Origin of the sequence: Thermoflexus hugenholtzii JAD2 (assembly GCF_900187885.1) — a bacterium.
In the GTDB taxonomy this organism is placed as follows: Bacteria; Chloroflexota; Anaerolineae; order Thermoflexales; family Thermoflexaceae; genus Thermoflexus; species Thermoflexus hugenholtzii.
On record NZ_FYEK01000003.1, the window covers coordinates 268,203 to 286,640 of the forward strand.

Sequence of the window (18,438 nt, forward strand, 5' to 3'; positions counted from 1 at the left end):
ATGCAGCGAGATAACTTCCTGTATTTTCCTGTAGCGCTGTAACGGAAGCCTTCATGTCGAAAGCGAAAGTGCTGGGTTTGGAAGGATACCGACGTTAGCGTCCTAACTTCTCCACCCATTGATCGAAGATGGGGTCTGCGTCGTGGGGGCCGGGGTTGGCCTCCGGATGGTATTGCACGGAGAACACCGGTCGATCCCGCAGCGCCAGCCCCTCCACCGTCCCGTCGTTCAGATTGAGATGGGTGATCACCACCTGATCCGGGTTCAGGGTGTCGGGGTCCACAGCGTAATTGTGGTTCTGGGCGGTGATCTGGACCCGACCGGTGGTCCGGTCCAGGACCGGGTGGTTGCTCCCGTGGTGGCCGAAGGGGAGCTTGTAGGTGCGGGCGCCGATGGCCCGGGCGATCAGCTGATGGCCCAGGCAGATGCCGAAGAGCGGGATCTCCGCCTCGAGGAGCTGGCGCACGATCCCCACGATTTCCGGCAGCCCCGCCGGATCCCCCGGTCCGTTGGAGAGGACGATCCCATCGGGCCGCAGGCGGAGGGCCTCCGCCGCGGGCGTGTAGGCGGGCACGACCGTGACCCGGCATCCTCGATCGACCAGCCGCCGGAGGATGGAGCGCTTGACGCCGAAGTCATACACCACCACGTGGCGCCGTCGCTCGGGATCCGGCTGGAAGCCATGGGGCTGCCAGCGGCCGGACCCCTGTATCCATTCGTAGGGAGCGGCGCAGGTCACCTCGCGGACCGTATCCCGGCCCTCCAGCCCTTCCCAGGCCCGCGCCATCTCCACCAGCGTCTCGGGGTCCACCCCCTCTGTGGAGAGGGCCGCCTTCATCGCTCCTTTCTCCCGGATCCGCCGGGTCAGGGCGCGGGTGTCGACCTCGCACAGGCCGGGCACGCCATGGCGGGCGAGATACTCCTCCAGGCTCTCCTTCGCCCGCCAGTTGGAGACCACCGGGCTTAAGGCGCGGACGATGAAGGCGGCGACCTGGGGGCGATCGCTTTCCACGTCTTCATCGTTCACCCCCACGTTGCCAATGTGGGGACACGTCATCACCACCATTTGGCCCCGATAAGAAGGATCGGTGAGGATCTCCTGATAGCCGGTCATCGCGGTGTTGAAAACCACCTCCCCCACCACGGTGGCCCGCGCCCCGAAGGCCCGCCCGATCAAGACTGTCCCATCCTCCAGTGCCAGAACTCCCTGCATCCGGATCTCCCCTTCCGTTCTCCGATGCCATATCCGGTCTTGTGCTCCATGGAGCGATTTGAGGGAATATCTTAACCATGGGCCGGATCCCCGTCAAGACGCCCTGGGGAAGTCGTCCACTATACGAGTGAGGGCACGAACCCACGCATGGGGTATGCCCGAGGCTCCGGAGGTCGGAGTCGTGCCTTCATCTTTCAGATTCGGGGACGGCCCCTCTTGCGATCCGTGGTATAATCTTGCGAAATCCTTCACGGAGTGGGCGGGATGGAGGCCGGACCGGTCCGCTGGGTCTCGTTCACCCATGTGTTTTTGGACTGTGACGGGACGCTGGTGGATGTGGAGGGGATCGTGGAGCTGGCCCGGCGACGGGGCCAGGCGACAGCGGTGGCCGCCCTCACGGAGGCCGCGATGTCCGGCCATCTCCCCCTGGAGGCGATCTACGAGCAACGCCTTGCGCTGATCCGCCCGACCCGCGCGGAGATCCGGGAGCTGATCCGCATCTACCGGGATCATCTCCTTCCTGACGTCCCGCTGGTGATCCACGCGCTTCACGCCTGTGGGATCTCCGTGCATCTGGTCAGCGGCGGCCTGGAGGACGCGGTGCGGGGGCTGGGGCGTTTCCTGGGCATCCCCGCCCAGCGCATCCACGCCGTCCGCCCGCGCTACGATCCTTTCGCCGGCGCGTGGTGGCGGGGGGAGGAAGGGCCGGCGGTCGGCGTGGATCCTTCCCCCCTGATCGCCCAGGGCGGGAAGGCTCGCCTGCTTCAGGGATTTCGGGCGCCGGGGCGGCGCCTGATGCTGGTGGGGGATGGGATCACCGATCTGGCCGCCCAGGAGGCGGTGCATCTCTTCGTGGGGTTCGGTGGGGTGTTCCCCCGGGCCGTCGTCGCGGAAGGGGCCGACGTCTACATCCGGTGCCCGCGTCTGGCGCCCATCCTCCCCCTGGCGCTCTCCCCCGAACGCGCCCGGGCCCTGCAGGGAACCCCGGCGGAGGAAACCCTGCGGGAAGGCCTGCGGGCTTTCCAGAACGGCGAGGCCCGCTTTCGAGATCCTGTCCGTCATGAACGGTTCCTTCAGGCGTGGCACGCGCTGTAAGCCGAAATTCATTTCGGCATCCCGAGTTGTAGGAGCGGCTTTCGCCGCGACCCATCATGGGATCGAAAGCCGAGGTTCGGGGTAATCACCTAACCCTGGCATGGCGAGGTAGCTTGAGCCTTGGTGTAAGAGCGGCTTCCGCCGCGAACCCCGGTATCATCGAAGACAAAGGGGTCGGGGCGAAAGCCCCCCTACCGGAGGCATAAGGAGGTGGATCCCGTATGGAAGAGGCGCCGATGCTCTTCATCCCCGGCCCGACGTATGTCCCGGAGGAGGTCGCCCGGGCGCAGGCCCGGCCGATGATCGGCCACCGCAGCCGAGAGTTCACCGCTTTGTTCGAGCGGCTGATCCCGCGCCTGCAGGCGATCTTCCGCACGCGCGGGCGGGTGTTCTTCGTCGCCGCCTCCGGCACCGGCCTGTGGGAGGCCGCGATCCGCAACCTGGTGCGCCGGAAGGTCCTCTGCCTGATCAACGGCGCCTTCGGGGAGCGCTGGCATCAGGTGGCGCTGGCCAACGGGAAAGAAGCAGTCGCCCTCTCCGTGGCCTGGGGGCAGGCCATCCGGCCTGAGCAGGTTGTGGAGGCCCTCTCCGCTCACCCCGACGCCGAGGCCATCACCGTCGTGCACAACGAGACCTCTACGGGGGTGATGAACCCCCTGGCGGAGATCGCCACGGCGGTGCGCCAGGCCTTCCCGGACGTGCTGATCCTGGTGGACGCGGTCTCCTCCCTGGGCGGGGCGCCCCTGGAGACCGATGCCTGGGGCCTGGATTTCGTCCTCACCTCCTCTCAGAAATGCCTGGCCCTGCCCCCGGGGCTGGCCTTCTGCGCCGTGTCGGAGCGGGCGATGGAGAAGGCGAAGGAGGTGCCCCATCGGGGCTACTATTTCGACCTGCTCACCATGGCGCGTTACGCGGACCGGGGGGAGACGCCGGCCACGCCCGCCATCTCCCTGCTCTTCGCCGCCGACCGGCAGTTTGACCATATCCTAAAGGAAGGGCTGGAGGCCCGCTGGGAGCGCCACCGCCGCATGGCGGAACGGGTGCAGGCCTGGGCCTCAGAGCGGTTCGCCCTGTTCGCCGAGGACGGCCACCGCTCCTGGACGCTGACCTGCGTGTCCAACACCCGGGGGATCGACATCAGCGCCCTGAACGAATTCCTGCGCCGGCGGGGCAAGGTGATCTCCTCCGGCTACGGCCCGTTGAAGGGGAAGACCTTCCGCATCGCCCACATGGGGGAGATCCAGCTCCACCACATCGAGGCGCTGCTAACGGATATCGATGAATGGCTCGCTGCGAAGTGAGGAGGGACCCGCAGATGTGGCGCATCGCGTTGACGGACCCGCTGGACGATGAAGGGCTGGCGCTGCTGCGCGCGGACCCCGAGGTGGAGGTGCTGGAGGCCCGACGGCCCTCGCCGGAGACGCTGCGGGAGCTGGTCCGGACCTGCGACGCGCTGATCGTGCGCAGCGGGGTCCGGCTGGACGCGAAGGTGCTGGAGGCGGCGGAGCGGCTCCGGGTGATCGCCCGGGCGGGCATCGGCGTGGACAACATCGACCTGGAGGCGGCCACGCAAAGGGGGATCCTGGTGATGAACACGCCCGCGGCCAGCACGGTGGCCGTGGCGGAACACACCTTCGCGCTGCTGCTGGCCCTCCTTCGCAAGATCCCCCCGGCCTGGCTCTCCCTGCGGGAGGGCCGCTGGGAGCGGGAGCGCTTCCTCGGGGTCCAGCTGGCGGGCAAGACGATGGGGTTGCTGGGGTTGGGGCGGATCGGGACGGAGGTGGCCCGCCGGGCCCGCGCCTTCGAGATGCACGTGATCGCCTTTGATCCCTACATCCCTGAGGAGCGGGCCGCGGCCTTGCAGATCGAGCTGGTGCCCGATCTCGACGAGCTCTACGCCCGGTCTGACATCCTGAGCCTTCACGTTCCGCTCACCCGGGAAACCCACCGCATGCTCAACCGGGCGGCCTTTGAGAAGATGAAGCCCGGGATCTACGTGGTGAACACCGCTCGAGGCGCCGTGATCGATGAGGAGGCGCTCTTAGAGGCCTTGAACGCCGGTCGTGTCGCCGGGGCGGCCTTGGATACCTTCAGTGAGGAGCCGCCGCGCTCGCCGATCCTGCAGGCCCTGATCGCTCACGAACGGGTGCTGGCGGTGCCCCACCTGGGGGGCAGCACCCGGGAGGCCCAGCGCCTGATCAGCCGGCAGATCGCCCAGCAGGTGCTGGACGCCCTGCGGGGACGGGATTTCCGCAACGTGGTGAACCTCCCCTTCCCGGAGGGAGCCGACTATCGCGCCCTGGCTCCCTATATGCGCCTGGCGGAGGTGCTGGGAAGCCTGCAGATGCAGCTCGTGCGGGGGCGCATCCATCAAGTGGAGATCGATGTGCGGGGGGAGGAGCTGCGCTCGGTGATCCGGCCGCTGGGGGTGGCGTTGCTGAAAGGGCTGCTCACCCCTATCCTGGGGGACACGGTGACCTTCGTGAACGCCCCCGTGCGGGCCCAGGAGCACGGCATCCGCATCGTGGAGGCCCCCCAGCCAATCCTGGGGGCCTACGCCCAGGCCATCGCCTGCCGGGTTCTCTCCACCAAAGAGGCGCGGCTGATCGTCGGTGCCCTGTTCGCCGGGGAGCCTCGCATCGTCCAGGTGGATGCCTTCCCGATGGAGGCGCTGCCCCGCGGGGCCCTGCTGGTCATGCGCAGCCGCGACGTGCCCGGGGTGATCGGCCGGGTGGGGACGCTCCTGGGTCAGCACGGGATCAACATCGCCGAGTGGCGCCTGGGGCGAGACCGACCGGGTGGGACGGCCCTGTCGTTCATTAATCTGGACAGCCCGGCCCCGGAGGCCGTCTTAGAGGCCCTGCGCCGGATGCCGGAGATCGAAGACGTGCGCCAGGCCTTCCTGCCGGAGAGCATGGTAATCCGGGGATGATCCCAGGCGATCCTTCGCGCGAGGGAACCCAGATGCTGCGCCCGGAAGATCGCATCCTGGTCACGGATCTGTATGAGCTGACCATGGCCCAGGCCTACTGGGCCCATGGAGTCACTGGCCAGGCCACCTTCAGCCTGTTCGTGCGGGATCTCCCGCCGGAGCGAGGCTTTCTGGTGGCAGCCGGCCTGGAGGATGTGCTCCGCTTCCTGGAAGATTTCCGCTTCCCCCCGGAAGCCCTGGCGTATCTGGAGTCCACCGGGATCTTCGCCCGCCCCTTCCTGGATTACCTCGCCGAGCTGCGTTTCACCGGGGACGTGTGGGCGGTCCCGGAGGGGACGCTGGTGTTCGCCCAGGAGCCGATCCTGGAGATCACGGCGCCCATCATCCAGGCCCAGATCGCGGAGACCTATGTGATCAACCAGGTGCACCTGCAGACGATGATCGCCACCAAGGCCGCTCGCTGCGTCGCGGCCGCCCGGGGGCGAGGGGTGGTGGATTTCGCCCTGCGGCGGACGCACGGGGTGGACGCCGGGCTGAAGGTCGCCCGCTGCTCGTATCTAGTGGGCTTCCAGGCCACCAGCAACGTCCTGGCGGGCAAGGTCTACGGGATCCCCATCACGGGGACCATGGCCCACTCGTTCATTATGGCCTTTCCGGAAGAAGAGGAAGCCTTCCGGGCCTTCGCGGAGACCTTCCCGGAGCGGGCGATCTTCCTCATCGACACGTATGACACGCTGGAGGGGGCCCGTCGGGCCGCCCGGGTGGGCCGGGAGCTGCGGGAGCGAGGGCGTCGCCTGCTCGGGGTGCGCCTGGACAGCGGGGATCTGCTTGCCCTCAGCCGGGAGGTGCGCCGCATCCTGGACGAGGCGGGCCTTCCCGAGGTGCGGATCCTGGCCAGCGGGGGGCTGGATGAATACCGCATCGAGGCGCTGGTGGGGGCCGGTGCGCCCATCGACGCCTTCGGGGTGGGGACCCGGATGGGGGTTTCGGAGGACTGGCCGTGGCTGGACATGGCCTACAAGCTGGTGGCCTATGAGGGCCGTCCGGCCCGCAAATTGAGCCCGGGCAAGGCGTCCCTTCCCGGCCCGAAGCAGGTTTTCCGGTTTTACGATGGGGAGGGGAAGATGAAGGAGGATATCCTGGCGCTGCGGGAGGAGCGGATCGAAGGGGGGACGCCGTTGCTGGAGAAGGTTATGGAGGGCGGGCGTCTGCTCCGCCCCCATCCGGCCCTGGCCGAGCTGCGGGAACGGTTTCGGGAGGCGTTCGGGCGGCTGCCGGAGCCCTACAAGGCCTTGCGGGAGGCCCCTCGCTATCCGGTGCGCCTCAGCCCCGGCTTGGAGGCCCTGGCGAACACGTTGACTGCTCCGAGGGAGGCGTTAGGAGAGAGCTGAACGGCCTTTTCACGCCGATTGAAAATCGGCCTCTCCAGGCACTCCGCGCCCGGCGTCGGCCTCCGCCGACGCAGCAAATGCCTCTTCGGTCGGCGTAGGCCGACCATCGGCCGAAGGCCTCTCAAGGTCGAATTCACTCGACGCACAGGCCAACCGCCAGCCGAAGCCTCACGCCGATTGAAATCGGCCTCCCCAGGCGCTCCGCGCCCAGCGTCGGCCTCCGCCGACGCAAAAGAACACACTCCCGGTCGGCGCAGGCCGACCGTCGACCGAAGGCCTCTCAAGGTCGAATTCATTCGACGCTCGATTCAGCGCCCTGCGCCTCCTCTGCCAGCCTCTCGAGCAGCGCCCACAGCTCCCCATCCGCCACCGCCCCTTCCACCAGCGTAAGGGCCTGCTCATCGATGGCATCCAGGGCCAGCCCCCGGCGCAAGGCCTGCGGATCCCGCTCCCCCGCCCGCAGCCGCCTCAGGGCCTCCGCCAGCGGGGCGGAGGGCGTCGTGGTAGGTCTTCCAAGCGGCGTGGATGGGGCCAAAGCGGGGGACCAGATCTTTTACCGCTTCCAGCAGGGCGGCGAGGACGGCCCGACCTAACGCCCGGATCGAATCGCAGGACCGATCTCGCATTCACGCCTCCTTTCCGGCGTGGGAGCCGCGCGGCCACCAGCCTTCCGAAAGGCGCATGAGTTTCTACGATACCAATGATATCATCTTGTGAGGATGGCTGAGTGCCTAACCGAGAGCCTGCAGGACCTGTAGGGCAACTGCGCGCAGTTGCCCAGGCGGATGCCCCTTTGCTATACTCCTGCTGTCACCGAGGTCACGATCTCAGGCAGATCGATCAGACTTTTGCGGAGGCTCTCCGATGTCCACCGAACCGATGTCCGGCGCGCCCTCCCCGGCGCCCCTCTCCCAGAGAGATCAGCTCCTGGCCATCCTGCCCTGGTGGATCTGGTTCGTGGGGCTGGCGGCGTTCTTCGTCCAGGACCTCCATCCGCTGGCCCGACGGCACGCCCTCTGGGGGATGGGCTACAACCTGGCCCTCAGCGTGGTGTTCGGATGCTGCCCGTTGCTGTTCATAACGATCGCCGGGGTTTCCAGGAGCGAAGCGCTCCAGTCCCTCTCGGTCCTGGGAGGCCTCGCGGCCGCCTGCTTGGTGTCCCTCCTGTGGGCGGGAGTTGCCCTCCTGAACACCTACGCCGTGCTCCAGAACAAAGGGCCGTGGCTGCAGGGATAAGGAACCCGGCGCGCGATGCCCCAAAACGCAATGGGGAGGTCTGCGCGACCTCCCCATTGTCCAGTCTTCCGCGGGATCCTCTCAACGCGCAGGGGGGGCTCCGGAGGGCGCCGGCTCGCTGAGGTTGAGGACGCTGATGCGGGCGGCGATCTGACGGGCGATGTCCCGCATGGCCTGGGCGGCCGGGCTGTCGGGGTGGGCGATCACGAGGGGCCGCCCCGCATCCCCACCCTCCCGCACCCGTGGGTCCAGCGGGATGCGCCCTAAGAAAGGCACTCCCATCCGCTCCGCCAGCTGGCGGCCGCCGTCCTCCCCGAAGATGGCCGTCTCCCGGCCGCAGTGGGGGCAGACGAATCCGCTCATGTTCTCCACCACCCCCAGCACGGGCACCTCCAGCCGTCGGAACATCTCCACCGCCCGTCCCACGTCGCTCAGCGAGACCGCCTGGGGCGTGGTCACCACCACCGCTCCGGTCAGGGGCACCAGCTGGGCCAGGGAGATGGCCACATCCCCGGTCCCCGGCGGCAGATCTACCACCAGGTAATCCAGCATCCCCCAGTCCACATCGGTCAAAAACTGCCGCACCGCGCTGTGGAGCATCGGGCCGCGCCAGATCACCGGCTGATCCGGAGGAAGCAGGAAGCCCATGGACATCACCCGCACTCCATAGGCTACGGCGGGGATGATCTTGTTGTCCCGCGGAGCGGGGATGCGCCGCACGCCCATCATTTCCGGGATGTTAGGGCCATACACGTCGGCGTCCATCAGCCCGACCACCGCCCCCATCCCGGCCAGGGCCACCGCCAGGTTGACCGCCACCGTGCTCTTGCCCACCCCGCCCTTGCCGCTGCCCACCGCCAGGATGTTCTTGAAGGCCAGGCCTTCGATCCCCTGCAGCCGGGCGTGGGCCGGCACCTGGGCCGACATCCGCAGATCCACCTCCCGCACCCCGGGGAGGGCCTGGAGGGCGGCGCGCACCTCCGCCTCGATGCGCTCCGTCAGGGGACAGGCCGGGGTGGTCAGCACCACCGTCAGCGAGACCCGATCGCCCTCCACCCGAACGTCCCGGACCATCCCCAGCGAGACGATATCCCGCCCCAGCTCCGGGTCGATCACCCGGCGCAGCGCCTGCATCACCTGTTCCGTTGTCGCCATTCATGCCTCCCGTTTCATTCCTTCCCAGCTTCTCACCGGGGGAGCAGACGCTCGATGAAACGCTGGACCTCCTCCTTCCACAAGCGAAAAGCCTCCGCGGCCTGCTCCGAGGGATACTCTCCTTCATACCAGAATTGGATATGAAGGTGACGGATCAGGCGGCGGAAGGGTTCCGCGAGCTCGGGGGGAAGCGCACACTGAAGGCGCCCCCCGCGTCCTCGTCCGTGCTTAGGTAAATCATCACCGCCAAGCGGGCGGCCTCGAACAAGGTGTTGAAAGCCGTTCGATAATGGCGATCCCGCCGCAGGGGAGAGACCGCCTCCTGGGCCAGGCGGGCGTAATCCTCTGCAGCCGCCAGGGTCTGCCAGACCTCTTCCGGGGATGGGACCGGCATGCCGGATAACGCCTCCTCGAGGATCTGCGGATCGCCCCAGATCAGACGGCCTGCGCGAATGGCCGGGGCCAGCCGGCCCAAGGGCTCCCCGACCCGTCGGATCACCAGATCTACCGGTAGCGGAAGATCCGCCAGGAGATCATGAAGGGCGGATCCCTCCGGCCAACCTTCTGTGAGGATCAGCAGATCCAGATCGCGGGCCACCTCCCCGGCCCAGGCCGCCGACCCGAACAGGATCACCGCCCGCAGCCCCGGGTCCGCCCGCCGCAGCCGGGCCACCGCCTCTTCCAGCACCGCCGCCATTTCGATGGCTTCCGCTTTCGCACGCACAGCCGGTCCTTTCCACGAACGCGCTCAGGAGGAAGCGCGGGCCGGCGCCTTCTCCGCCTTCTCCCCCTTCTTCGCCTTTTCCGCCTCCTTCTCCGCCAGCTCCCGGGCCCAATCCGAGGGGTGGATCTGGGCGTGGTAGGTGTCCGGCTTCAGCAGGCGCGGCAGGTCGAAGAGCAGGGATTCGTAGCGTTCATAGGCGGAGAGCTCGTAGTCGTGGTCCATCTTGATGGCGTCGAACGGACAGAACTCCGCGCAGAAGCCGCAGGACATGCAAATCGTAGCGTCGATGTAGAAGGCCTCGGGCTCCGGACGGGGACGGCCGGTCTGGGGGTCCGTGCCCCGCACGATCCAGATGCACTGGGGCGGGCAGACCTTGGCGCAGATCCCGCAGGAGGTGCACTTGATCTTGTCCTCCTGGGTGTCGTAGACCAGGAAGGGGATGTAGCGGAAGTTCTCGGGCAGCGGCAGCTTCTCCTTCGGATACTGCACGGTGAACACGCCGCGGGCCCGCGGGCCCTGGCGGGCCGGGAGATGGCGCGGCTGATAACGCCCGCCCTCGAAGAGATAGCGGACGTCCTCAAGATAGGAGTAAATAAAATGCTTCAGCGTGACGCCGAGGCCCTTGAGGATGCCGAGACCGTAGATCATCGCGCGTCGCCTCCCGCTTGCAGGCTAACGGTCGACCTCGCCCAGCACGATGTCGATGCTGCCCAGGATGACCACCACGTCGGCCACCTTGTGGCCCTTGCACATCTCGTTTAAGGCAGTGAGATTGATGAAGGAAGGCGCCCGGATGTGATAGCGATAGGGGTTGGGGCTGCCGTCGCTGACGATGTAGAAGCCCAGCTCCCCCTTCGGGTTCTCCACGCGTCCATAGGCCTGACCCGCCGGCACGCGGATCATATATTGCTTCTTGCCTGCCTGGATCTCCCCCTTGGGGATCTGATCCAGGGCCTGGCGGAGGATGCGCAGGGATTGCCACATCTCATCGATGCGGATCAAGTAGCGATCGTAAACGTCCCCGTTGTAGCGGACCGCCACGTCGAAGTCGAAGCGATCGTAGATGCTGTAAGGCTCCGCCCGGCGCACGTCGTAGGGGATGCCCGAGGCGCGCAGCACCGGCCCCGCCGTGCTGTAGGCCACCGCGAGGTCCGGCGGGAGCACCCCTACCCCCTGACAGCGCGCCTTGATCAGCTCGTTGTGGGTGAGGTAACGATCCAGCTCCTCGATGGCCCGGGGGAGGCGGTTATAAACCAGCTCCTTCGCCCGGGCGATCCAGTCGTCGGAGACGTCGTGGGCCACGCCGCCGAAGCGCATGTAATTGCACATCATCCGGGATCCCGAAGCCTCCTCGAAGAGGTCCAGGATCAGCTCCCGTTCCTCGATCGCGTAAAGGGCAGGGGTGAAGAAGGCTCCCAGATCGTTGAGAAGGAACCCGATAGCCCACAGGTGGTTCACGATCCGGGTGAACTCCGCCATGATCACCCGCAGATACTCCGCCCGCTCCGGGGGCTTGATCCCCAGCAGCTTCTCCACGGCGATGGCGTATCCCAGGTTGTTGCTCATCGAACAGATGTAGTCGAGCCGATCCGTGTAGGGCATGTTCTGGAGATACATATTGCGCTCGCCGATCTTCTCGTGGTTGCGGTGGAGGTAACCCATGACCGGCTCCAGGCGCACGATGGTCTCCCCATCCAGGGTGACCACCATGCGGAAGACCCCGTGAGTGCTGGGGTGCTGGGGGCCCATGTTGACCACCAGCCGCTCGGTGCGCAGGGTCTTCGGCTCCACCACCTCCCCCGTGTCCGCCCGGGCGAACTGCCCCATGCCGATGTAAAGCAGCTCGTCGGAGGTGTCCTCGACCTGGTCGGGATCCCAGTCCAGGGGATACTGGACGTTGTCGCGCCAGAAGACCCGATCCTCTGCCCGCACGTGATGACCGGAAGGCCATCGGCTGCTGAAGGGCTTGTGCTCCTCCTCGTAGTAAGGCTCCTTCCAGTCCTTGCGCAGGGGATGTCCGTGGAATCCCTCCCACAGCAGGATCCGCTTCAGGTTCGGGTGGCCGACGAAACGGATTCCCATCAGATCCCAGGCCTCTCGCTCCTGGAAATCCGCTCCCGGCCACACTGAGACCAGGGAGGGCACGGTGGCCCCATCCCGGGGGGTCCGGGCTTTGAACACCAGGGGGCCGCCGCCCTCGAGGCGGTAGGCGTGGTAGACCACCTCGAAATAGCCCTGCTCGATATAGTCGACCGCGGTCACGCTGGAGAGATAGCGGTAGCCCAGCTCATCCCGGATGAAGCGGGCGGCCTCCACCAGAACGTCGTTGGCGATCACCACGCCCTCGTATTCCGCGGGCTGGACGGCGTCGCCGAAGCGCTCCTTCAGGGTTGCCAGATCGCCTTTCAGCTCCGCCAGCGGAGCCGCCTTCGTCTTCGTCGGCGCACTCATCCCCACCTCCCCTGGAGGGCATGATCAGGCGAAAGGGATCCCATGGACATTGCGCACGCGCAACGTTTCCCGAGGCTCATCACGCGCCCTTCTCGGATCCCGCGGAAGCCTCCGGGGATCCTCCCTGCTGCGCGCGCAGCTCGGCCAACCGGGCGCGGATCTCCGGCAGACGTCGGGGGTCGATCAGATCCGGCCCCAGGATCGGCACCGGGATGGCTTCGGATTCCCCTTTCTGATACCAAGGAACCTCCCGCACGGACTGGCGCTCGATCTTGGCATAGAGCTTGAGCAGCCCGTGCAACAGGGCCTCCGGCCGCGGCGGACAACCCGGCACATACACGTCCACCGGGATGAACTTGTCAATGCCGGAGACCACGTTGTAGCCCTCTTTGAAGGGGCCGCCGCCCGTGGCGCAGGCGCCCATGGAGATCACGTATTTGGGCTCCGGCATCTGGTTGTAGAGGCGAACGATCTGGGGAACCATCTTCTTGGTCACAGTGCCGGAGACGATCATGAGGTCCGCCTGCCGGGGGCTGGGGCGCATCAGCTCGGATCCGAAGCGGGCGATGTCGAAGCGGCTGGCCGCCGCGCAGATCATCTCGATGGCGCAGCAGGCGAGGCCGAACATCATCGGCCAGACCGATCGCTTGCGCCCCCAGTTATAGATGTAGCTCACGAAGCGGTCGATGGTGGTAACGAAAACGTTGTGGCGGAGCTCGGAGGGGACCGGCATGGTGTTCAGGTCGCGCAGCTCATCCATGGGCGAGCACCTCCTCTAACCATTCCCGCTGGATCTCCTCCAGCCGCGCCGGATCCTTCAGGCGCGGATCATCCGCGAAACCCGGCAGGGCGACCACCCACCGGTGCAGCGTGTCCCAGTCCACCGAAAGGGGATCCACGCCCGGATGGGCCGCCCGCAACGCCTGCGCAATCGGATACGCGTCATCCCAATAGAAACGCATCATGTGAATCTTAGCACAATTTTGCTAAACCATGCGAACTTTACTTGCCAGGGGTGCGCAGGCCAGCTGTGAGCCGTTGTCCATATCCGGCCAGGCCTCCGACGATTTTGGGACACATTCCCTGTGCGGCCTGCGATGCTGTCACTTCGGAGAGCGGGGCGGGCCGGATGCTCGGTCCGCCCCGCGCGCCATAAACCGGATGGATGTCACTGGACAGGCACCTGCCCGAAGGCAGTGGTGTCGATCTGGGCCCGCTGGAGCCGGCCGCTGTAGTCGACGTAAACCGCCTTCCATTCGGTGAAGAACTCGATGGCCGTCAGCCCGGCCTCTCGATGCCCGTTGCCCGTCCCCCGGGTGCCGCCGAAGGGGAACTGGATCTCTGCCCCGGTGGTGCCGTGGTTGATGTAGACGATGCCGGTGGTGATGTCCCGGATGGCCTGGAAGGCCTTGTTGACGTCCTGGGTGAAGAGGCTGCTGGAGAGGCCATAGTTCACCGAGTTGTTGATGCGGATGGCTTCTTCCAAGCTTTCCGCCTCGATGATGGAGAGCACGGGGCCGAAGATCTCCTCCTGGGCGATCCGCATGTCCGGCCGCACTTGATCGAAGATCGTGGGCTCGTAGAAGAAACCCTTGCCGTTGACCTTGACCGGGTTGCCGCCGCACAGCAGCCGGGCTCCCTCCGCCTTCCCGATCTCCACATAGGAGTGGACTTTCCGCACCGCCGCCTCGTTGATCAGCGGCCCCACATCGGTGGTCGGCTCCAGGCCGTTCCCCAGCCGCAGCTGCTTCGCCCGCTCCACCAGCATCTCTGTGAACTTCCCCTTGATGGGCTTGTGGAGGATCAGCCGGGAGCACGCCGTGCAGCGCTGCCCGGTGGTCCCGAAGGCCGCCCACAGGGTAGCCTCCAGGGCCAGCTCCAGGTTGGCGTCCTCCATCACGATGATGGCGTTCTTGCCGCCCATCTCCAGGGAGACCCGCTTGAGATGCCGGGCGGCCCGGGCGTAAAGATCCCGACCGACCTCCGTGGAGCCGGTGAAGGAGATGGCCTTCACGGTGGGATGCTCGACCAAGGCGTTGCCGACCGTGGGGCCAGGGCCGATGACGAGGTTGAGGACGCCCGGCGGAAGCCCTGCCTCCTCGAAGATCCGCACGAACTCGGCGGCGGTGGCCGGGGTGTCGGTGGCGGGCTTGAAGATCACGGTGTTGCCGGCGACCAGGGCGGGGAAGATCTTCCAGGAGGGGATGGCGATGGGGAAGTTCCAGGGGGTGATGCAGGCGACGACCCCGATGGGGTCGCGGATGGCCATCCCGAACTTGTTGGGCAGCTCCACCGGGGCAGTGTAGCCCAGGAGCCGGCGGCCCTCCCCGCCGATGTAGAAGGCCATGTCGATGGCCTCCTGCACATCTCCGCGGGCCTCGGGGAGGATCTTCCCCATCTCCTGGGTGAGCAGGCGGGCCAGCTGCTCCTTGCGCTCTACCAGCAAATGTCCGGCTCGATACAGGATCTCCGCTCGCTTGGGCGCCGGGACCTTCCGCCACTTCTCGAAGGCGACCTCAGCGGCCTCCACCGCGGCGGCCACGTCCCGCTCATCGGATTTCACCACCTCGGCCACGGGCTCCTCGGTGGCCGGGTTGAGGTCCACATACCACTCCTCCGACCGCGCCTCCACCCATTTACCGTTGATGTAATTCCGGACCTGCATGGGGAGCCCCCCGTGCACAGGGTTGCGTGGGGATTATAGGCCCGGCCGGGATCCTATGTCAACCATCCCTCACGCCCTTCAGCGGATTTCCCTCTTCCTGCCCCTCCGGTATAATCCCCCGTGAAAAGATTCACACGAGGGTTTCGCCATGTTCACCCATGTGCGCGTACCGGAGGACGGCAAGAAGATCGAGGTGCGGAACGGGCGGCTGGTGGTCCCGGACCATCCGATCATTGGCTATATCGTGGGCGATGGGACGGGACGGGACATCATGCCGGCGGCGATGAAGGTGTGGGACGCAGCCGTGCAGAAGGTTTACGGCGGCCAGCGGAAGATCGCCTGGGTGCGCCTCTATGCCGGCGAGGATGCGGAGGAGCTCTACGGCGAGCGCCTCCCGGAGGAGACGTTGCGCGCCATCCGCGAGTTCGTGGTGGCCATTAAAGGCCCCCTCACTACCCCGGTGGGCTACGGCTGGCGTAGCATCAACGTGCAGCTCCGGCAGAAACTGGACCTCTACGCCTGCATCCGGCCGGTCAAATGGTATCCGGGGGTCCCATCCCCGCTCAAAGAACCCCACAAGGTCAACATGGTGGTGTTCCGGGAGAACACGGAGGATGTCTACGCCGGGATCGAGTGGGAAGCAGGCTCGCCGGAGGCCAAGCGGGTGGCGGCGTATCTGAAGCGGACCTTCAAGATCACCCTGCCGCCCAACACCGGCATCGGGGTTAAACCCATCAGCGAGGGGGCCACCAAGCGGCTGGTGCGCAAGGCCATCCGCTACGCCCTGGAGAACGGCCGGCGCAGCGTCACCCTGGTCGGCAAGGGCAACATCATGAAATACACGGAGGGCGCCTTCATCCGCTGGGGCTACGAGGTGGCCAAAGAAGAGTTCGGCGATGTGACCATCACCGAAGCAGAGGTGGCCGAGGGCAAGCCTGCGGATGGAAAGATCATCATCAAGGATCGCATCGCCGACGCGATGTTCCAGCAGGTCCTGCTCCGCCCCGAGGAATACGACGTGATCGCCACCCCCAACCTCAACGGCGATTACCTCTCCGAGGCCCTGGCGGCTATGGTGGGCGGGGTGGGCATCGCCCCCGGCGCCAACATCGGGGACACGCTGGCCGTCTTCGAGGCCACCCACGGCTCAGCTCCCAAATACGCCGGGCTGGACAAGGTGAACCCGGGCTCGCTGCTGCTCTCCGGGGTGATGATGTTCCGTTACATCGGGTGGAATGAGGTTGCCGACGCCATCGAGGCCGCCTTCACCCGCACCATCCAGCAGAAGATCGTGACCTACGACCTGGCGCGCCTGATGGAAGGCGCCCGGGAGGTCCGCACCAGCGAGTTCGCTGAGGCCATCGTGGCCAACCTCTGATCCCTCGTCCGCAGGGGGCTGGAGGGCCATCAGGTCCTCCAGCCTCATCTCGGGGAACCTTCGAGCCGCGTGCCTGGAGATCTGCGCCAAGGAGCAAGCTCCATGGACCAACCCGTGGTGGTAGCGCTGTTCCGATGCCCGGGCCATCGAATGCCCATGGAGGCGGTCCCGGCCCTCCGGGTGGAGGCCGGCTACGGCATTGTGGGCGACTCCCACGCTCGGGAAGGATCCTCCCGTCAGGTCCTGCTCATGGATCTCGAGACCCTGGAAGCCCTGGATCTCCGGCCAGGGGCCGTGCGGGAGAACATCACCGTGCGAGGGCTCTCCCTTCACGCCCTTCAGCCCGGTGACCGCCTGCGGATCGGCGAGGCCCTGCTGGAGATCACCAAGCCCTGCACCCCTTGCGCGCGCATGGATGAGATCCGCCCTGGACTTCAGGAAGCCCTGCGGGGCCGCCGCGGCATGCTCGCCCGGGTGCTGGAAAGCGGATGGATCCTTCCCGGCGCTCCCATCCGGGTGGAGACCCCCCCGACGGTCCGCACCCCCTCTCCGGAGATGCTCTAAATCCCCCTTTTCACAAATTTGTGATATATAGGAATCGGCGATTCCAACGCATTTCGGAGACGGAGGGTGGGTATGGCGGCCGTGCAAAAAGTGCCGGACATTGTGGTGGGGCGGTTGCCGGTGTATCTGCGGGCGCTCCAGGTGATGGCCGCCGAAGGTCGGGAGATCACTTCCTCTCAAGAGCTGGGGGAGCGCCTAGGGATCAGCTCCGCCCAGATCCGGAAGGATCTCTCTTACTTCGGAACCTTCGGCAAGCAGGGGACCGGGTATCGCATCCCGGATCTGATCGAGCATTTGAGGCGCATCCTGAAGGTGGATCGGACGTGGGACATGATTCTGATCGGGGCCGGCAACCTGGGGCACGCCCTGGCTCAGTATCAGGGCTTCACCCCGCGGGGCTTCCGGCTGGTGGCCATCTTCGACAACGATCCGGAGAAGATCGGCCGGCCCATCGGGCCCCACGTGATCCAGGATGTCCAAGAACTTCCGGAGTTCGTCCGGGCCCACCGGGTCCAGATCGCGATGATCGCCGTGCCGGCCTCCGCCGCCCAGCAGGTGGCGGACCTCTGCGTCGAAGCCGGCATCCGCGCCATCCTGAACTACGCCCCCATTCATCTCAAGGTCCCCAAGAGGATCCTAGTGCAATATATCGACCCAGCGATCCACCTTCAACAGATGACGTATTACCTGGGGAACGAGGGATAAAGCAGGACTGCGAATGGCGCATCCTCCGCACATTTCCCAGGAAGAGATCCAGCGAGCGTTGTGGGCTCTCGCCCGGGCCTATGCGGAGGCGCTGCGGCAAAGCCGGGGAGAGCGACTGGTTGCCGTCGCCCTGTTCGGATCGGTGGCGCGGAGAGAAGCGGGCTCCTCCTCGGATGTGGATCTCCTGGTGATCGCCGAGGGCCTGCCGGCCCGCCGGCTGGAGCGCTACTGTTGGCTGGAGGAGGCGGATCGAGCGGTGGAGCCCCAGCTGAAGGCCCTGTGGGGGCGCGGGATCACGGCGGAGAACGCTTACATCCTTTATGAGCGGGACCCGTTCCTTTCATCGATCCTGGAGCGCTTGCGGGAGCGGCTGAAGGCCCTGGGAGCCCAACGGAAGCGTCAGGGCGCTGTCCGCTACTGGGACCTGAAGCCGGACTTCCGGCTGGGGGAGGTGATCGAGCTGTGACCAACGAGGAGATGGCTCGCGCCTATCTTTCTCAGGCGGAGGAGATCCTCCGTGAAGTCGAACGCCTCTACCAGCGTCAGGCCTGGAACCTGGTCGTTCGCCGATCTCAGGAAGTCGTGGAACTGGCCTTGAAAGGCCTCCTGCGGGGCGCAGGGGTGGAGGTGCCTCGCACCCACGACGTCGGCGTACGGCTGAAGAGCTACCGGGATCGCTTCCCGGCTTCCTTGCCAATAGGAGATCGACCGTCTCGCTTCGATATCGCGCCGCCTCCGCCTGGAACGGGAGCTCAGCTTCTGTGGCGATGAAGATCTCGGTGCGCCGCCGCAAAATGTATACAGAGACAGAGGAGGACGCGAAGAACGCCTTGCAAGAAGCCCGGTGGGTTCTTGAGCGCTGCCTAGAGGCCTGGTCGGAGATGCAGGATCCGTAAGGCTACATGTGAAAAAGCGGAACGTACAGGATC

20 protein-coding genes and 1 pseudogene are annotated in these 18,438 nt (G+C 66.3%); 11 read left to right on the forward strand and 10 right to left on the reverse strand.

Annotated features, from left to right (window positions below):
* Positions 1-94: 94 nt before the first annotated feature.
* Positions 95-1,213, reverse strand: a complete 1,119-nt coding sequence (gene carA, locus CFB18_RS01715) for a glutamine-hydrolyzing carbamoyl-phosphate synthase small subunit (RefSeq protein ID WP_088570073.1) — start codon at positions 1,211-1,213, stop codon at positions 95-97.
* Between the two features lie 264 nt (positions 1,214-1,477).
* Here carA and CFB18_RS01720 point away from each other — a divergent pair, with 264 nt between their 5' ends.
* The 4 genes from CFB18_RS01720 to CFB18_RS01735 all read left to right on the forward strand — a co-directional run bounded on the left by CFB18_RS01720 (position 1,478) and on the right by CFB18_RS01735 (position 6,631).
* Positions 1,478-2,308 carry an HAD family hydrolase gene (locus CFB18_RS01720; RefSeq protein WP_088570074.1) on the forward strand — a complete coding sequence of 277 codons (831 nt, stop codon included), beginning with the start codon at positions 1,478-1,480 and terminating at the stop codon, positions 2,306-2,308.
* Between the two features lie 221 nt (positions 2,309-2,529).
* Positions 2,530-3,609: a pyridoxal-phosphate-dependent aminotransferase family protein gene (locus tag CFB18_RS01725; protein WP_088570075.1), complete on the forward strand. Its 1,080-nt coding sequence runs from the start codon at positions 2,530-2,532 to the stop codon at positions 3,607-3,609.
* A 14-nt stretch (positions 3,610-3,623) separates the two neighbouring features.
* Positions 3,624-5,240 carry a phosphoglycerate dehydrogenase gene (gene serA, locus CFB18_RS01730; RefSeq protein WP_159461523.1) on the forward strand — a complete coding sequence of 539 codons (1,617 nt, stop codon included), beginning with the start codon at positions 3,624-3,626 and terminating at the stop codon, positions 5,238-5,240.
* A gap of 32 nt (positions 5,241-5,272) precedes the next feature.
* Positions 5,273-6,631, forward strand: coding sequence for a nicotinate phosphoribosyltransferase (locus CFB18_RS01735; protein ID WP_088570202.1), 1,359 nt, complete (start codon positions 5,273-5,275; stop codon positions 6,629-6,631).
* A 292-nt stretch (positions 6,632-6,923) separates the two neighbouring features.
* Here the strand turns inward: CFB18_RS01735 and CFB18_RS14850 are convergent, their stop codons facing one another.
* Positions 6,924-7,166, reverse strand: a complete 243-nt coding sequence (locus tag CFB18_RS14850) for a hypothetical protein (protein ID WP_143597478.1) — start codon at positions 7,164-7,166, stop codon at positions 6,924-6,926.
* Positions 7,167-7,495: 329 nt separating this feature from the next.
* On the opposite strand from CFB18_RS14850, the gene CFB18_RS01740 reads away from it, so the two are divergent.
* Positions 7,496-7,867: a hypothetical protein gene (locus tag CFB18_RS01740; protein ID WP_088570077.1), complete on the forward strand. Its 372-nt coding sequence runs from the start codon at positions 7,496-7,498 to the stop codon at positions 7,865-7,867.
* An 81-nt stretch (positions 7,868-7,948) separates the two neighbouring features.
* Here CFB18_RS01740 and CFB18_RS01745 read toward each other — a convergent pair whose 3' ends face one another.
* From CFB18_RS01745 to CFB18_RS01775, 8 genes and pseudogenes are all read right to left on the reverse strand, one after another.
* Positions 7,949-9,022, reverse strand: coding sequence for an Mrp/NBP35 family ATP-binding protein (locus tag CFB18_RS01745; RefSeq protein WP_088570078.1), 1,074 nt, complete (start codon positions 9,020-9,022; stop codon positions 7,949-7,951).
* A gap of 154 nt (positions 9,023-9,176) precedes the next feature.
* Entirely contained in the window at positions 9,177-9,719 is a 543-nt protein-coding gene (locus CFB18_RS01750) for a nucleotidyltransferase domain-containing protein (protein WP_088570079.1), read from the reverse strand.
* Positions 9,720-9,770: 51 nt separating this feature from the next.
* The gene (locus CFB18_RS01755) at positions 9,771-10,394 is read right to left on the reverse strand and encodes a 4Fe-4S binding protein (RefSeq protein WP_088570080.1); all 624 of its coding nucleotides are present in this window, start codon (positions 10,392-10,394) and stop codon (positions 9,771-9,773) included.
* A 24-nt stretch (positions 10,395-10,418) separates the two neighbouring features.
* The gene (locus CFB18_RS16435) at positions 10,419-11,573 is read right to left on the reverse strand and encodes an NADH-quinone oxidoreductase subunit D (protein ID WP_407083997.1); all 1,155 of its coding nucleotides are present in this window, start codon (positions 11,571-11,573) and stop codon (positions 10,419-10,421) included.
* A gap of 174 nt (positions 11,574-11,747) precedes the next feature.
* Positions 11,748-12,197, reverse strand: a pseudogene (locus tag CFB18_RS16440) (NADH-quinone oxidoreductase subunit C); the annotation flags it as partial.
* A 79-nt stretch (positions 12,198-12,276) separates the two neighbouring features.
* Positions 12,277-12,957, reverse strand: a complete 681-nt coding sequence (locus CFB18_RS01765) for an NADH-quinone oxidoreductase subunit B (RefSeq protein ID WP_088570082.1) — start codon at positions 12,955-12,957, stop codon at positions 12,277-12,279.
* Positions 12,950-13,159: a Fe-S cluster assembly protein IscX gene (gene iscX / locus CFB18_RS01770; protein ID WP_088570083.1), complete on the reverse strand. Its 210-nt coding sequence runs from the start codon at positions 13,157-13,159 to the stop codon at positions 12,950-12,952. The genes CFB18_RS01765 and iscX overlap by 8 nt, the downstream gene beginning before the upstream one ends.
* A gap of 206 nt (positions 13,160-13,365) precedes the next feature.
* A complete protein-coding gene (locus tag CFB18_RS01775; protein ID WP_088570084.1) occupies positions 13,366-14,862 on the reverse strand; it encodes an aldehyde dehydrogenase family protein in 1,497 nt (498 codons plus the stop codon).
* Between the two features lie 148 nt (positions 14,863-15,010).
* On the opposite strand from CFB18_RS01775, the gene icd reads away from it, so the two are divergent.
* The 6 genes from icd to CFB18_RS16160 all read left to right on the forward strand — a co-directional run bounded on the left by icd (position 15,011) and on the right by CFB18_RS16160 (position 18,405).
* Positions 15,011-16,240: an isocitrate dehydrogenase (NADP(+)) gene (gene icd, locus CFB18_RS01780; RefSeq protein ID WP_088570085.1), complete on the forward strand. Its 1,230-nt coding sequence runs from the start codon at positions 15,011-15,013 to the stop codon at positions 16,238-16,240.
* Positions 16,241-16,342: 102 nt separating this feature from the next.
* Positions 16,343-16,804, forward strand: a complete 462-nt coding sequence (locus CFB18_RS01785; RefSeq protein ID WP_200808028.1) for an MOSC domain-containing protein — start codon at positions 16,343-16,345, stop codon at positions 16,802-16,804.
* A gap of 72 nt (positions 16,805-16,876) precedes the next feature.
* A complete protein-coding gene (locus CFB18_RS01790; protein ID WP_088570086.1) occupies positions 16,877-17,509 on the forward strand; it encodes a redox-sensing transcriptional repressor Rex in 633 nt (210 codons plus the stop codon).
* A gap of 13 nt (positions 17,510-17,522) precedes the next feature.
* The gene (locus tag CFB18_RS01795; protein ID WP_088570087.1) at positions 17,523-17,975 is read left to right on the forward strand and encodes a nucleotidyltransferase domain-containing protein; all 453 of its coding nucleotides are present in this window, start codon (positions 17,523-17,525) and stop codon (positions 17,973-17,975) included.
* Positions 17,972-18,280 (forward strand): HEPN domain-containing protein, encoded by a 309-nt coding sequence (locus CFB18_RS01800; protein WP_088570088.1) that lies wholly within the window; start codon positions 17,972-17,974, stop codon positions 18,278-18,280. The genes CFB18_RS01795 and CFB18_RS01800 overlap by 4 nt, the downstream gene beginning before the upstream one ends.
* Complete coding sequence (locus tag CFB18_RS16160) at positions 18,271-18,405, forward strand: hypothetical protein (RefSeq protein ID WP_268808060.1); 135 nt, start codon at positions 18,271-18,273, stop codon at positions 18,403-18,405. Before CFB18_RS01800 ends, CFB18_RS16160 begins: the two co-directional genes overlap by 10 nt.
* The last annotated feature ends 33 nt before the right edge of the window (positions 18,406-18,438 follow it).

What these genes read in the sequence shown, in the direction of transcription:
- CFB18_RS01790 (WP_088570086.1), top strand. Translation starts at nt 16,877, where the DNA reads ATGGCGGCCGTGCAAAAAGTGCCGGACATTGTGGTGGGGCGGTTGCCG.
- CFB18_RS01720 (WP_088570074.1), top strand. Translation starts at nt 1,478, where the DNA reads ATGGAGGCCGGACCGGTCCGCTGGGTCTCGTTCACCCATGTGTTTTTG.
- icd (WP_088570085.1), top strand. Translation starts at nt 15,011, where the DNA reads ATGTTCACCCATGTGCGCGTACCGGAGGACGGCAAGAAGATCGAGGTG.
- CFB18_RS01740 (WP_088570077.1), top strand. Translation starts at nt 7,496, where the DNA reads ATGTCCACCGAACCGATGTCCGGCGCGCCCTCCCCGGCGCCCCTCTCC.
- CFB18_RS01725 (WP_088570075.1), top strand. Translation starts at nt 2,530, where the DNA reads ATGGAAGAGGCGCCGATGCTCTTCATCCCCGGCCCGACGTATGTCCCG.
- CFB18_RS01775 (WP_088570084.1), bottom strand. Translation starts at nt 14,862, where the DNA reads ATGCAGGTCCGGAATTACATCAACGGTAAATGGGTGGAGGCGCGGTCG.
- CFB18_RS01765 (WP_088570082.1), bottom strand. Translation starts at nt 12,957, where the DNA reads ATGGATGAGCTGCGCGACCTGAACACCATGCCGGTCCCCTCCGAGCTC.
- CFB18_RS01745 (WP_088570078.1), bottom strand. Translation starts at nt 9,022, where the DNA reads ATGGCGACAACGGAACAGGTGATGCAGGCGCTGCGCCGGGTGATCGAC.
- CFB18_RS01735 (WP_088570202.1), top strand. Translation starts at nt 5,273, where the DNA reads ATGCTGCGCCCGGAAGATCGCATCCTGGTCACGGATCTGTATGAGCTG.
- CFB18_RS01750 (WP_088570079.1), bottom strand. Translation starts at nt 9,719, where the DNA reads ATGGCGGCGGTGCTGGAAGAGGCGGTGGCCCGGCTGCGGCGGGCGGAC.
- CFB18_RS01795 (WP_088570087.1), top strand. Translation starts at nt 17,523, where the DNA reads ATGGCGCATCCTCCGCACATTTCCCAGGAAGAGATCCAGCGAGCGTTG.
- CFB18_RS01755 (WP_088570080.1), bottom strand. Translation starts at nt 10,394, where the DNA reads ATGATCTACGGTCTCGGCATCCTCAAGGGCCTCGGCGTCACGCTGAAG.
- iscX (WP_088570083.1), bottom strand. Translation starts at nt 13,159, where the DNA reads ATGCGTTTCTATTGGGATGACGCGTATCCGATTGCGCAGGCGTTGCGG.
- CFB18_RS01785 (WP_200808028.1), top strand. Translation starts at nt 16,343, where the DNA reads ATGGACCAACCCGTGGTGGTAGCGCTGTTCCGATGCCCGGGCCATCGA.
- serA (WP_159461523.1), top strand. Translation starts at nt 3,624, where the DNA reads ATGTGGCGCATCGCGTTGACGGACCCGCTGGACGATGAAGGGCTGGCG.
- carA (WP_088570073.1), bottom strand. Translation starts at nt 1,213, where the DNA reads ATGCAGGGAGTTCTGGCACTGGAGGATGGGACAGTCTTGATCGGGCGG.
- CFB18_RS16435 (WP_407083997.1), bottom strand. Translation starts at nt 11,573, where the DNA reads ATGGGGCAGTTCGCCCGGGCGGACACGGGGGAGGTGGTGGAGCCGAAG.